Annotated in this window: 7 protein-coding genes and 1 pseudogene; 3 read left to right on the top strand and 5 right to left on the bottom strand. The window is 62.8% G+C overall.

Annotated features, from left to right (window positions below; genetic code table 11):
• Positions 1–82: 82 nt before the first annotated feature.
• The 4 genes and pseudogenes from AC1DRN_RS13165 to AC1DRN_RS13180 all read right to left on the bottom strand — a co-directional run.
• A complete protein-coding gene (locus AC1DRN_RS13165; RefSeq protein WP_223461685.1) occupies positions 83–1,069 on the bottom strand; it encodes a lysylphosphatidylglycerol synthase domain-containing protein in 987 nt (328 codons plus the stop codon).
• Entirely contained in the window at positions 1,056–2,348 is a 1,293-nt protein-coding gene (clsB, locus tag AC1DRN_RS13170) for a cardiolipin synthase ClsB (protein WP_223461687.1), read from the bottom strand. Before clsB ends, AC1DRN_RS13165 begins: the two co-directional genes overlap by 14 nt.
• Entirely contained in the window at positions 2,345–3,109 is a 765-nt protein-coding gene (locus AC1DRN_RS13175) for an endonuclease/exonuclease/phosphatase family protein (protein ID WP_223461781.1), read from the bottom strand. The genes clsB and AC1DRN_RS13175 overlap by 4 nt, the downstream gene beginning before the upstream one ends.
• Positions 3,110–3,348: 239 nt before the next feature.
• Positions 3,349–4,281 (bottom strand): annotated as a pseudogene (locus AC1DRN_RS13180) (MFS transporter); the annotation flags it as partial.
• Positions 4,282–4,473: 192 nt separating this feature from the next.
• Between AC1DRN_RS13180 and AC1DRN_RS13185 the strand changes: the two are divergent.
• Complete coding sequence (locus AC1DRN_RS13185; protein ID WP_223461690.1) at positions 4,474–6,594, top strand: mechanosensitive ion channel family protein; 2,121 nt, start codon at positions 4,474–4,476, stop codon at positions 6,592–6,594.
• 152 nt (positions 6,595–6,746) lie between these two features.
• Here AC1DRN_RS13185 and AC1DRN_RS13190 read toward each other — a convergent pair whose 3' ends face one another.
• A complete protein-coding gene (locus AC1DRN_RS13190; RefSeq protein ID WP_223461692.1) occupies positions 6,747–11,063 on the bottom strand; it encodes an Lhr family helicase in 4,317 nt (1,438 codons plus the stop codon).
• A 306-nt stretch (positions 11,064–11,369) separates the two neighbouring features.
• Here AC1DRN_RS13190 and AC1DRN_RS13195 point away from each other — a divergent pair, with 306 nt between their 5' ends.
• Positions 11,370–12,254, top strand: a complete 885-nt coding sequence (locus tag AC1DRN_RS13195; RefSeq protein ID WP_223461694.1) for a sugar nucleotide-binding protein — start codon at positions 11,370–11,372, stop codon at positions 12,252–12,254.
• Positions 12,247–13,176 carry an NAD-dependent epimerase/dehydratase family protein gene (locus tag AC1DRN_RS13200; RefSeq protein WP_223461696.1) on the top strand — a complete coding sequence of 310 codons (930 nt, stop codon included), beginning with the start codon at positions 12,247–12,249 and terminating at the stop codon, positions 13,174–13,176. Before AC1DRN_RS13195 ends, AC1DRN_RS13200 begins: the two co-directional genes overlap by 8 nt.
• Positions 13,177–13,390: the final 214 nt, after the last annotated feature.

Genomic DNA, 13,390 nt, shown 5'->3' on the forward strand with positions numbered 1-13,390 from the left:
TAGACGAGCACAAAAATGTGTTCACCCTGGCTCCCTGTGGGAGCGGGCTTGCCCGCGATGACGGACGCCCAAGCACCACAAATCACTTGGGTTTCCTGGCAATCCGCAACGATTTTGCCTTGGCTTCCACCAGCAAATACATCACCACGGTAATCAACAGCGGCAAAATGAAATAAATCGCCCGATAGGCCAGCAGTCCCGCTACCAGACTGCCCCGCGAAACCTCATGTTGCAGCAGTGCCACGAACACCGCCTCGAGTACGCCGAGCCCGGCCGGGATGTGAGTGATGACTCCGGCGATGGCGCTGATCAACAGCACGCCCAGCACCAGTGGATAATCCAGTTTGCCTGGCAACAAGGTGAAAATCACCGCCGCCATCAGCGACCAGTTCAATGCACCCAGGACCAGTTGCAGCACTGCCATGCGCAGTGACGGCAGATCAATTTCCACGCCGCGAGTCGCCCACTCCCGACGTTTGGCAAACCGACACGCCGCCAGGTACCCGGCGCTCAGCAGCAACAACAAAACCCCCACGCCTTGCAGCGCGCTGCTGCTGAGTTTCCAGCCCGGTGGCATGCGCACCAGCCCGCTGCTGAACACCGCGCCGGCAATCACCATGTAGCCGAACCAGTTGGTCGCCAGGCTCAGGCCAAGGATTTTCGCGATGTTGCTCTTGCTCACCCCGAGCCGCGAATACAACCGGTAACGCATGGCGATGCCGCCGACCCAGGCGCTCAGGTTCAGGTTGAAGGCGTAGCTGATGATTCCCACGGGCAGGATCTGTTTCCACGTCAGGTTCTGACGGATGTAGGTGCGGCCGATCAGGTCGAAGCAGGCGTACACCAGAAAACTCACCAGGGTAAGCCCCGAAGCAATGATCAGCGTGCGCACCTTGAAATCTGCCAGGTTATCGAACACTTCGTTCCACTCGATGCGCTGGGCGAGCGTCGTGAACAGCACGATCAGCATCAGGAAAAACAGCATCGTCAGCGGTCGTTTCCAGCGACGCCAATGGGACTTGCCCCAGCTTTTGCCGGGAGAGGCCGAATGGGTCTCAGCGCGGTTCATGGTCAGCACTCCCGGATGGCGGGGGGAAGCGTTTCAGACGAGGTTTATGCGCCGGCAACCAACCGGCCCACGCCGGAAAATGCCGCAGGAAGTGAAACACCAGAAAACCGATGGTCATGTGCCAGACACGACCTCGTGGCGCGACGTCGGGAGACATGGCCTTGCAATGGTTATCGCTGAGGTCTTCCAGGCGATTGAACAGATGACGATTGAAGGCCTGGTCGCGGATCAGCACGTTGGCTTCCAGATTCAACGACAGGCTCAATGGGTCGAGGTTGCTGGAGCCGACGGTGCTCCAGTCCTCGTCCACCAAGGCGACCTTGCCGTGCAGCGGGCGGTCGCAATATTCGTAGATCTTCACGCCGGACTTGAGCAGGTAGTCATAGGTCATACGCGCGGCGAGCCTGGCCACCCGCATGTCTGGCTGGCCCTGCAGGATCAGCCGCACATCCACGCCTCGGCGGGCCGCGTTGCGGATCTCGCGCAGCAAGCGGAAACCGGGAAAGAAGTAGGCGTTGGCGATCACCACTCGGCGCTGTGCCTGGCGCAACACCTGGCGGTAAACCTCTTCGATGTCGGTCGGGTGTTCCGCGTTGTCGCGGTACACCAGCCGTACCTGGCCATCGTGATCGCTGAAGGCCAGTTCCGAACGCCGCTGCCGACGGCGTTGCCACCAGTATTTGGCGTGCATCGGGCGACCGCATTGCAGCAGCGCGAAGTGATGGATGTCGGCCACGGCAGGGCCTTGCACCTCTACGGAATAATCCTGTTTGGCCCCGGGGCCGAAGTCGGCCAGATGATCGGCGGAAAAGTTGATCCCGCCGACGAACGCGACGCTGCCATCCACCACCACGATCTTGCGGTGCAGGCGCCGGAACCAGTTGGTGCGGATGCCCAGGCGTTTCGGTGCCGGGTCGAATACTTGCAGGTGTACGCCGGCCGCAGTCAGCGCGGTGAGGAACCCGGTACTCAGCTCGCCGCAACCAAAGCCGTCGAGGCTGACGGTGGTGCGCACGCCGCGCTGAGCGGCTTCGATCAGGATCTGCTGCAGCTCATTGCCGACCTTGTCCTCGAACAGAATGAAGGTTTCCAGCAGGATTTCACTTTGCGCCCGGCGCAGGGCTGCAAACACCCGGGGAAAGTACGCCTCGCCGTTTTCCAGCAACTCGACGCGATTGCTGCCTTGCCAGCCGTATTCGACATCGACCGCTGTCGGCTCGTGGGTGGGCGGAGCGGGGATGTGTTCCAGCGTGGTTTTTTCCATCGACCGGCTGCTCATAGCTCGATCTCCACCGACAGCGGGGCGTGGTCGGAAAGGTGCGACCAGGGCCGGGTAGACAGCACTTGCGGATGGCTGGCCTTGAGGTTGCGCACGTAGATGCGGTCCAGGCGCAATGCCGGCAAGCGCGCAGGGAAACTGCGCGCCGGTTTGCCATGTTGCGCGGCGAAGACTTCATACAGACCGCTGGGCTTGAGAAACGCATCGGCGCGCTGGCGCCAGTCGTTGAAGTCCCCGGCGACAATCACCGGGGCGTCGCTGGGCAGGGCGTCCAGGCGTTGGGCGAGCAACTTCAGTTGCGCGGTACGATGGGTTTCGCGCAGCCCCAGGTGCACGCAAATCGCATGCACCTCCTGGCCGTCACCGGGCAAACGCAACACGCAATGCAAGAGCCCGCGGTTCTCGTGGCCACTGATGGATACGTCGAGGTTGTCGTGGCGAATGATCTGGAATTTCGACAACAGCGCATTGCCGTGATCACCCGTCGGATACACCGCATTGCGTCCATAGGCGAACTGCGGCCAAAGGGTGTCGGCGAGGAATTCGTATTGCGGCATCGCCGGCCAATTGGTGTAGCGCTTGGGGTGCTGTTCATGGGTGCCGTGGACTTCCTGCAAAAACACCACATCGGCTGACACACTGCGTACCGCTTCACGCAGTTCCGGCAGGATGAAACGCCGGTTGAGCGCAGTGAACCCCTTGTGGGTGTTGACCGTCAGTACCGTGAAACGACAAATGACGGACGAACCTTGTACCCGCATGTCGGTTGCGTTTGAGTGTGCGGGAATATCGGTGTGATTCGCTGTCATGTCGCCTCCCGCCTGACGGCCACTGTCTTTGGATGACTCTGGGGCGGCGGCGAAAGTTTCGATGGGGCTACGGGCGGTACATTTTCTGCAGAACACCGAACAACTGTGGGAGCGAGCTTGCTCGCGATGGCGTTCTGTCTGACAAATCCATGTTGAATTTGCCGCCGTCATCGCGAGCAAGCTCGCTCCCACAGGGTAGGTACGTTGCCGAACGCCACGGCGCCCCAGACCAGCACGGTGGCCAGCGCGAGCCACGGATTGCCGGCGGTGAAGGTCAGCAGGAACAACACGGCGGCGAGCAGGGCAAAGATGATTTTCAGGGCGCTGATCGGACCGCGTTTGTCCGCCAGTTTGCCGCCCCAGATGTTGCCGACAGCTACCGAGATACCGTAGACCAGCAACACCAGGCTGACGGTGCCGGCGCTGAAGCCGGAGAGGTCCTGCAGAATCGGCGCGAGGAAGGTAAAGGCGATGAACGAGCCGCCGTAGCCGAGGGCTGTCATGGCATACACCAGCAACAGGCGCGGTTTCTTGAGCACCTGTAATTGCTGCAACAACGAAGCAGGTTTGCCGTGGGCAATATTTTTCGGCACGTAGAGCAGGCTGCCGATGAAGGCGATGACACCCAGTGCCGAAACGGCGAGGAAGGTTTCACGCCAGCCGAAATGCTGGCCGATGAATGTCCCCAGCGGCACGCCGGTGACCAGCGCCACGGTCAGACCGGTGAACATGATGGCGATCGTGCTGGCGGCTTTTTCCTTCGGCACTAGACTGGTGGCGATGGTCGAACCGATCGAGAAAAACACCCCGTGGGCCAGGCCGGTGACGATCCGGGCGAGGATCAACGACTCGTAGCCCGGTGCTTGCCAGGCCAGCAGGTTGCCGAGGGTGAACAGCACCATCAGCGACAACAGCAGGAATTTGCGTGGAACCTTGCCAGTGAGGGCGGTCAGCACCGGGGCGCCGACGGCAACACCCAGGGCATACAGGCTGACCAGCAGGCCGGCGGACGGCAGGCTGACGCCGAGGTCGGCGCCAATGGTGGGTAACAGGCCAACGATGACGAACTCGGTCGTCCCGATGGCAAAGGCGCTGAGGGTCAGCGCGAGCAGGGCAATGGGCATGGCTGCAACTCCGGAGGTTGATTCGATGGAGCGCAGTGTCGGGGTTCGGGTTGTGCGGAAAAATACAGGGACGGACATTTGATATTTGCGTGCAGATCAAATATCGCTGTCCTGCTTTCTGCGGGCAATGTCCGAACTTGCCCGGCATTTCTCGATCAGTACCTTACAGACACAGCCAAAGGAGTGGGTGCTTTGATCAGGCTCAAGACCGCGATACTGCTGGGTGCGTTGCTGTTGCTGGGCAGCGAGCAGCTGGAAGCCGCCGCGATACCGGGGCTGCCGGCCACCGCGACACCGCTGGCGCACCCCGAACCGCTGGTACAGGGCGGCTTGCTCGGTGCTATCAGCTCAAGCATCGACGAGGTCCAGACCAGACTCGATCTCAACGAGAACCTGGTCGACGCCTGGCGCCTGCGTGCCGATCGCGCGGCCGATGAAGTGGATCAGTTGGTCAATCAGCCTTCGGCCCGTTCGCCCTGGAGTGTCGCCGGCGATTTTCTGCTACTGACCTGCGTGTGGGCGGTGGTGTTTGCCTGTCTTTGGCTGCTTGGGCGGATGACCGCCAGGCGTCTGTGCGAGCATCGTCTGCTGCTCAGTCGTGAACGGGGACAGGCGTTGCTCGGTTACGTGCTGCCCTACACTCTTCCGGCGGTGGTCAGCCTGCCCCTGACGATTTATGCCAGCCAGTTTTTGCCGATATCGGCCGGTCGGGCGCTCGCGCTGTGTCTGGCTTATGCCGCAAGCACGGGGATATTTTCCGTGTCATTGGTGCTGTCGCTGGTGGTGGTGTTCAATGCCGGCCACAAGCGGCGGGCGGTGCAGATCATTCGCGAGAAAAGTCCCCGGCCGTTATTCGGTATCGGTTTTCTGGTGGCCTTGAGCGATGCCCTGACCAGTCCGCAGATCGCCCATCAACTGGGCAGCAATCTCACCAGCAGCATTGCAGTATTCACCGGGTTGGCCGCGTCGATTTCCTTCGGCTTGCTGGTGATCCGCATGCGTCGCCCGGTAGCCCATGTGATCCGCATCCTGCCGCTGGCCCAGCGCCTCAGGCAGCCGGCGTTGCGTGAAACCCTGCGGATATTTTCCGGGCTCTGGTATTGGCCGATTCTGTTGATGGTACTGGTTTCGATCATCAACCTGATCGGTGCCGGGGCGGACAACCAGAGAGTGCTGCGCAGCGCCTTGTTCACCACGGTGCTGCTGATCGCCACGGTATTTCTCAGCACCACGCTGCATCATCTGTTCAAGGCGCGCAGCGAAGCGGAGCTGCGCCGCAGCGGCGCCTACAAGGAGCGTTTTCTCAATCTGTCCCATGCGTTGCTGCGCATCGGCATGGCCATCGTGTTCATCGATATCCTCGGGCGGATCTGGGGCGTGTCGCTGTTCGAATTCGCGGTGAGCAATGCCGTTGGCCGGGCGATCAGTGATTCCCTGAGCCACATCGGTTTGATCCTGCTGGTGACCTGGATGGTCTGGGTGGTGCTCGATACGGCGATTCAGGAGGCCCTGAAACCACCGACCTACAAGCGCTCGGCGCGCCAGCCGAGTACGCGGGTGAAAACCATCCTGCCGCTGCTGCGCAACGCGATCAAAATCATCCTGGTGGTGATTTGCGCGATCACCACCATGGCCAACCTGGGGATCAACGTCGCGCCGTTCCTGGCTGGTGCCGGGGTGATCGGCCTGGCGATCGGTTTCGGTTCCCAGCAACTGGTGCAGGACGTGATTACCGGGCTGTTCATCATCATCGAAGACACCCTGTCCATCGGTGACTGGGTGGTGCTTGATTCCGGGCATGCCGGCACCGTCGAAGGCCTGACCATCCGCACCTTGCGCCTGCGTGATGGCAAGGGCTTCGTGCACTCGGTGCCGTTCGGGCAGATCAAGGCCGTGACCAACCAGTCGCGGCAATTCGCCTATGCGTTTTTCTCGGTGCAATTCACTTACGACACCGATGTCGATAAGGCCATCGAACTGATCCGCGAGGCCGGGCACTCCATCAGCAATGACCCGTTCCTGCGTTACAACCTGCAAGGACCGCTGGATGTGTTTGGCGTCGACAAGATGGACCTCAACGGTGTGGTGCTGACCGCGCAATTTCGCACGGTATCCGGTGGTCAATACGCGGTGAGCCGGGCCTTTAACCAGCGTTTGAAAAAGCTTGTGGATAACTGCCCGTGGGTGAACTTCGCGCAGACTTATCCACAGCAGGCGCTGGTGCCGAGGCATCCGGTCGAAGCGCCGCCCGAGGCAGGGCATGAGCCGGATCATTCGGCAGTGCTGATGCCGGATCGGCCGCGATCTCAGTAGTCAGTTTTGTACTTGAGGCTTTCAGTGGCTGGTCTGGCCCCATCGCGAGCAAGCTCGCTCCCACAGTGATCTCTGTTGTGCCAAAAATTTGTATTCACAGAAAATCCCCTGTGGGAGCGAGCTTGCTCGCGATGGGGCCGGTCCAGACCACATTAATGCCGGATAAGCTTACTGCGCACTTCAGCCATTGCCTGTTCATTCAGCTCCAGCCAGAACTGCTGCTTGCCGGCAATCTCGGCAGCCACCGGCAAACCATCGCGATACACCAGCCGATTGCTCGCCAGCGCCGGGACTTTCGCGCCGGGCAACAGCGTGCCGGCAAGGTTCAGCGGATCGACCCCGCACACCGCGACCAGACTGCCGTCATGGGGCCGACGCCGGACCTCGCGCAGCAATGGAATCGCCTCGGGAAGGGCGAATTGCTCGCCCGCCAGGCCGCTGACAAACCGCCCGCCACGAATCTCGCCCCGTGCCTCCAGGCGATGGAAAGTGCGCAGCAGTTCGCGCCAGCTCGGCAGCCAATCCGCCTCGCGTTCCAACAGGCGCCAGAACACCACGCCATAGCGACGCAACAAGGTCATGGCGATGTGTTCAAGGGTTTCGGCCGGTGTCGGCGCGGGACGCTGGTTTTCCACCACGGGCGCGGCAGGTGCGCGTCGCAACAGCGCCCAGCGCCCGGCGTCGTCCATACCACCGATAAATGCCCCGCGCCCGCGCCGACTGTTGCGCGGCTGGCGCTTGCTGACCGGGGTGATCAGTGCGCGCAATCCGGCGAAGCTGTCGGCATTCACCAACCCCGCGCCTACCAGTTCCTGCAGGGCGATTTCCAGCTCCGAACGCAGCAGATGGGCCTCATGGATCAGCTCATCGAAAAACAGCGCGCCGTGCTGGCTGAGGGCGGCGTGGACCTTTTGCGTTTTCGGCGACAGTTCGCTGACCGGCGTCTGTTCGGTCAAACCGCTCCAGAGACCGACCCGGTTACGCGGCAGCAATACAATCGGCGTGCTGCGCAGCGCGGCGCTGGCGCTTTTGTTGTGCGCGGTCAGGCGCGTCCACACCAGTCTGCCGCTGCGGCACAACTCATCCAGCCAGGTCGCTGAGTAGTCCTTGATCCGTCCGGGCAGGATGTCGCTGTCCCAGGCTGAGGCTGCGGCGGGGTAGCCTTCGAATTGCGCGACGACGGCTGGCAAAACCGCCGCGCCCTGACCCTGGCTCGCGGCCGATACATGCTGCCAGTCGAACAGGAATCGCATGAAATCCTGCAACGCCACCGGTTCGATTTCCCGACGCAGGCGCTTGACCGTATAGCGGTGAATCCGCGCCAGCAAATGCCGCTCGCACCATTCTTCTTCGGCGGTGCCCGGGGTGAAGCGACCTCGCAGCACGTAGCCTTCGCGTTCCAGTTGCGCCAGGGTCTGGTTGACCCGTGCAGCGGGCAAGCCGAGTGGTTCGGCAATACGATCGAGCGCCAGCGGCCCGAAGGCACTGAGCCGTGCGCGGATCAGTTCGAGGATGGCGTCGTCGGGTTCCCAGACCTCGTCGAAGTCCGGCAGCGCTTGCAGCCGTGGCGTCAATTCGGCCTGTGGATAAATCGCCCGCAGGCAGGTCAGGCGCTCCAGCGCCAACCACAACGATTGCCCAGCGTTGATCTGCAAGCGGCTCGCGCGTCCGCTGTCGGCCAGGGTCGTGAGCCAATCGAGCCACCGCGGATTGGCACCGGCCTCGGCATCGCTGATGCCCGCCAGGCTCATCAACGCTTCGTGCATTTCATCGACGCCGGAGGGCGTCGGCCAGGCTTCGTCGCGCACGGCGGCAATCGCCTCGGCATCCAGGGCACCGAGGTCGTCGGTGGATTGCGGGTCGCTCCAGCGGCGATTGAGCACGGCCTGGGTTCTGCGTTCCTCCAGTGGCGCATCGTCGAGAAAGGTATAGGGGCGGGCGCTGAGAATCTCCGCCGCCAGCGGCGAAGGCGCCGGCAAATCGCGGCTGATCAGGCGAATGTCGCCGCGTTCCATGCGCCGCAACAGGGCCAGCCAGCCTTCAGTGTCCATGGCTTCGTGCAGGCAATCGTCGAGGGTCTGCTCTACCAGCGGATGGTCGGGAATTTCCCGTTCGCCGGCGAGGTTTTCCACGCAGGCGATCTGGTCGGGAAACACGCTGGCGATCAAGTCTTCGCTTTTCATCCGCTGGATCTGCGGCGGGACTTTGCGCCCGCCGCTGTAGCGCGGTAGCGCCAGGGCCACCCCGGCATTCCAGCGCCAGCGCACACCGAACAGCGGCGCGTCGAGCACCGCTTGAATCAGGATATGCTCGGCGCTGTTGCTGTGCAGGTAGCGCCAGACATCGTCCAGTTCAAAACTGTGGCTGGTGGACAGCGACAGCACGATGGCGTCTTCGCTGGCGGCGGCCTGCAATTCAAAGTTGAAGGTGCGACAGAAACGCTTGCGCAGGGCCAGACCCCAGGCGCGGTTGATGCGGCTGCCGAACGGCGTGTGAATTACCAGTTGCGTGCCGCCGGACTCGTCGAAAAAGCGCTCCATCAGCAGCGTGTCTTGCGAGGGCAGGGCACCCAGCGTTTGCCGCGCGCGGGCCAGGTAGTCCACCAGTTGTCCGGCGCTGGCGAGGTTCAGGCCCAAGGTGTCAGTCAGCCAGTCGAGCGCTGGCTGCAAGTTGCCTGGCGCAACCCCCAGCAGGTCATCGAGTTGTGCCTGCAAGCGCGCCACCGCCGCGGACAGTTCGGCGCTGCGCCCCGGTGCTTCACCGAGCCAGAACGGAATGGTCGGCGGCTGGCCCTGGGCGTCCTCGACCCGGACTTTGCCGGTTTCCACCCGCAGGATCCGATAGGACGTATTGCCCAACTGGAAGACATCCCCGGCGATGCTTTCCACCGCGAAGTCTTCGTTGATGGTGCCGATGTTCAGCCCTTGAGGCTCCAGCAGCACGCTGTAGTCGGCGTTGTCCGGAATGGTCCCGCCGCTGGTCACCGCCGTCAGTTTTGCGCCCCGGCGACCGCGCAGGGTGCGGCTCACGGCGTCGCGGTGCAGGTAGGCACTGCGGATGCCCTGACGCCCGTTGTAGCCCTCGGCGAGCATGTGCAGCAGCGCCTGGTAGTGTTTGTCGTCGAGTGCAGCGTAGGGCGAGGCACGGCGCAGCATCTCCAGCAACGCCTGCTCCGGCCACTCCTGGCAACTGACCTCGGCGATGATCTGCTGCGCCAGCACGTCCAGCGGCGCCTGCGGGATCATCAAGGTATCGAGTTCGCCCCGGCGCACGCAGTCGAGTAGCGCGGCGCATTCGATCAGGTCGTCGCGGGTGGTGGCGAACAAACGGCCCTTGGGCGTGCCGCCGACCTGGTGCCCGGAACGGCCGACCCGTTGCAGAAACCCGGCAATCGAACGTGGCGAGGCGATCTGGCACACCAGGTCGACGTCGCCGATATCGATCCCCAGTTCCAGCGACGCCGTGGCGATCAGCACCTGCAGGTCGCCGCGCTTGAGTCGCTGCTCGGCGTCCAGGCGAAATTCCTTGGCCAGGCTGCCGTGGTGGGCCGCCACGGCATCCTTGCCCAGGCGCTCGCTCAGGTGCCGGCTCAGGCGTTCGGCCAGGCGCCGGGTGTTGACGAAAATCAGCGTGGTCCGGTGTTCCCGGGCGAGGGCGGCGAGGCGGTCGTAGACCAGTTCCCAGACATCGTTGGCCATCACGGCCGATAGCGGCACGGGTGGTACTTCGATATCCAGGTCGCGGGGGCGGGCGTGGCCGATGTCGATGATCTCGCACGGGCGGTCGCGACCCACCAGGAAGCGCGAGACGGCTTCGATGGGTTTTTGCGTGGCTGACAGACCGATGCGCAGCAGCGGCTCCGGGCAGAGTGCTTGCAGGCGTTCAAGGCTCAGTGCCAGGTGGCTGCCGCGTTTGCTGGCGGCCATGGCGTGGATCTCGTCGACGATCACCGTTTGTGTGGTGCCGAGCATCTGCCGGCCGGAATCAGAGCCAAGCAGCACATACAGGGACTCCGGTGTGGTCACCAGAATATGCGGCGCCGTCTTGCGCATCGCCGAACGGTCCTTTTGCGGAGTATCGCCGGTGCGCACGGCGGTGCTGATCTGCAGTTCGGGCAGCCCCATCACGCGCAATTGCTCGGTAATGCCGGCCAGCGGGTTTTGCAGGTTGATCTGGATGTCGTTGGACAGCGCCTTGAGGGGCGAGACGTAGACCACCAGGGTGGCGTCGGGCAAGCCTTCGGGGCTTTCCAGGCCGCGGTGCACCAGGTCGTCGATGACGGCGAGAAAGGCGGTGAGGGTCTTGCCGGAGCCGGTGGGCGCGGCGACCAGGGTCGAACGGCGCTGGCGGATCGACGGCCACGCCCGGGCCTGGGCGGCGGTGACCGCTGCGAACGTGTGGCTGAACCAGGCGCTGACGGCAGGGTGAAAGCCGCTCAGGGCACTGTCTGCGGGGATGGGCAGGTTCATGCAGCAATTTATGCGGGTGGGGGGCGCAAGATGCAAGTACCACTCAAGATCTTCACCGCCTTTCAGGGCCCTATCGCGAGCAAGCTCGCTCCCACAGGGGGGCGGTGTACACAAAACCACTGTAGGAGCGAGCTTGCTCGCGATGAAGCCAGTGGCAGCACTGCAAAACTCAGGCATCTACACTTTACGGATGACGGTTGCGCTCTAAACCCGCAAAATGCAACGATTCCGGCAATTACCAACGACATCGCCTGGGCGCGGTGTCGATAACGCCATTGTTTCAATCAGACTGGGCCTGCTGACTCTATGCGAATGCGCCTTATGTTACTGGGCGGCGGAAATGCCCTTGGGCAGGCGCTGATTCGCCTCGGTGCGGAGGAAGACATCGGTTTCCTCGCACCCCGCCCGCCCGAAGACGGCTGGGATGCCGCGAGCCTGACACAACTGCTCGACGACACCCGTCCCGATGCATTGATCAACCTTGCCTACTACTTCGACTGGTTTCAGGCAGAGGCGGTGAGCGAACAGCGTCTGGCCGGCCAGGAGCGTGCGATCGAGCGTCTGGCGGAATTGTGCCAGCACCACAACATCGTCCTGCTGCAACCTTCCAGCTATCGAGTGTTCGACGGCTCCCGTGCCACGGCCTACAGCGAAAAAGACGAACCGGTGCCATTGGGCCTGCGCGGTCAGGCGTTGTGGCGGATCGAGCAAAGCGTTCGCGCCACCTGCCCGCAACACGTGCTGTTGCGTTTCGGCTGGCTGCTGGACGACAGTCCGGATGGCACCCTTGGTCGCTTCCTGGCCCGTGCCGAACAACCCGAAGAGCTGCTGATGGCCGATGACCGACGGGGCAATCCGACGCCGGTCGACGATGCTGCCCGCGTGATCATTTCAGTGCTCAAGCAACTCGATTGTGCCGCGCCGCTGTGGGGCACCTACCACTACGCCGGGCATGAGGCGACTACGCCGCTGGCGCTGGGGCAGGCGATTCTGACTGAAGCCCGCAGCCTGCATCCGCTGGCCATCGAAGCCCCGACCGCTCAGGCCCATGCCGCGCGTCCTGATGCTGCCGAAGAACCGCAACACGCGGTATTGGCCTGCAAAAAAATTCTGCACACCTTCGGGATCAAACCGCGCGCCTGGCGTGCGGCGCTTCCCGGTCTACTGGACAGGTTCTATCGCCATGGCTGACGGTCCCGTTTTGATCACCGGCGGTGCCGGTTTCATTGGTTCGCACCTGACTGACGCCCTGCTTGCCAAGGGCCATGCGGTGCGGATTCTCGATGACCTGTCCACCGGCAAGCGCAGCAATCTGCCGCTGGACAATCCCAGGGTCGAACTGATCGTCGGCGACGTGGCCGATGCGGCTTTGGTTGCCCGGGCGATGGCCGGTTGCAGTGCTGTGGCGCACCTGGCCGCCGTTGCTTCGGTGCAGGCCTCGGTGGACGATCCGGTGCGCACGCACCAGAGCAACTTCATCGGCACGCTGAATGTCTGCGAGGCCATGCGCCAGACCGGAGTCAAACGCGTGCTGTTTGCCTCAAGCGCGGCGGTCTATGGCAACAATGGTGAAGGTGAGTCGATCGATGAAGACACGCCCAAGGCCCCCCTGACGCCTTACGCGGTAGACAAACTGGCCAGCGAGCATTACTTCGACTTCTACCGCCGCCAGCATGGGCTGGAGCCGGTGATTTTCCGCTTCTTCAACATCTTCGGCCCGCGCCAGGATCCGTCCTCGCCGTACTCCGGGGTGATCAGTATTTTCAGCGAGCGCGCACTAAAGGGCTTGCCGATCACCGTGTTCGGCGATGGCGAGCAGACCCGGGATTTTGTCTACGTCGAAGACCTGGTCGACTTGCTGGTGCAGGCCATCGAGAAGCCTCGGGTCGAAGTCGGTGCGGTCAACGTTGGCTGGAACCAGGCGACGACACTCAAGCAAATGCTCGAAGCGCTGGAAGCCGTGGTCGGCAAGTTGCCACCGGTGAGCTACGGTCCGGCGCGCTCCGGTGACATTCGTCACTCCCGGGCGAACAACCGGCGTCTGTTGGAGCGCTTCACTACCACAGAGCAGACACCGATGCGTGTGGGGCTGGCGCGGTTGCTGGGGCGCTGAGATTTTTGCTGCCACAAAAAAGGCGCCTTTGACAGGCGCCTTTTTTGTGGCCGGAATTTGCATTAAAAGTCTGTGCAATTCCTGTGGCGAGGGAGCTTGTCGGATCGCCGCATCGTCCCGCTCGACTGCGTAGCAGTCGTCAATCCAGTCAATGCGGTTTGTCTGAGTCACCGCTTCTGCCTGGAATAGGGCTGCTTCGCAACCCGGCGGGAGC

This window comes from Pseudomonas sp. P5_B3, from assembly GCF_056400405.1.

What these genes read in the sequence shown, in the direction of transcription:
- clsB (WP_223461687.1), bottom strand. Translation starts at nt 2,348, where the DNA reads ATGAGCAGCCGGTCGATGGAAAAAACCACGCTGGAACACATCCCCGCT.
- AC1DRN_RS13175 (WP_223461781.1), bottom strand. Translation starts at nt 3,109, where the DNA reads ATGCGGGTACAAGGTTCGTCCGTCATTTGTCGTTTCACGGTACTGACG.
- AC1DRN_RS13165 (WP_223461685.1), bottom strand. Translation starts at nt 1,069, where the DNA reads ATGAACCGCGCTGAGACCCATTCGGCCTCTCCCGGCAAAAGCTGGGGC.
- AC1DRN_RS13200 (WP_223461696.1), top strand. Translation starts at nt 12,247, where the DNA reads ATGGCTGACGGTCCCGTTTTGATCACCGGCGGTGCCGGTTTCATTGGT.
- AC1DRN_RS13190 (WP_223461692.1), bottom strand. Translation starts at nt 11,063, where the DNA reads ATGAACCTGCCCATCCCCGCAGACAGTGCCCTGAGCGGCTTTCACCCT.
- AC1DRN_RS13195 (WP_223461694.1), top strand. Translation starts at nt 11,370, where the DNA reads ATGCGAATGCGCCTTATGTTACTGGGCGGCGGAAATGCCCTTGGGCAG.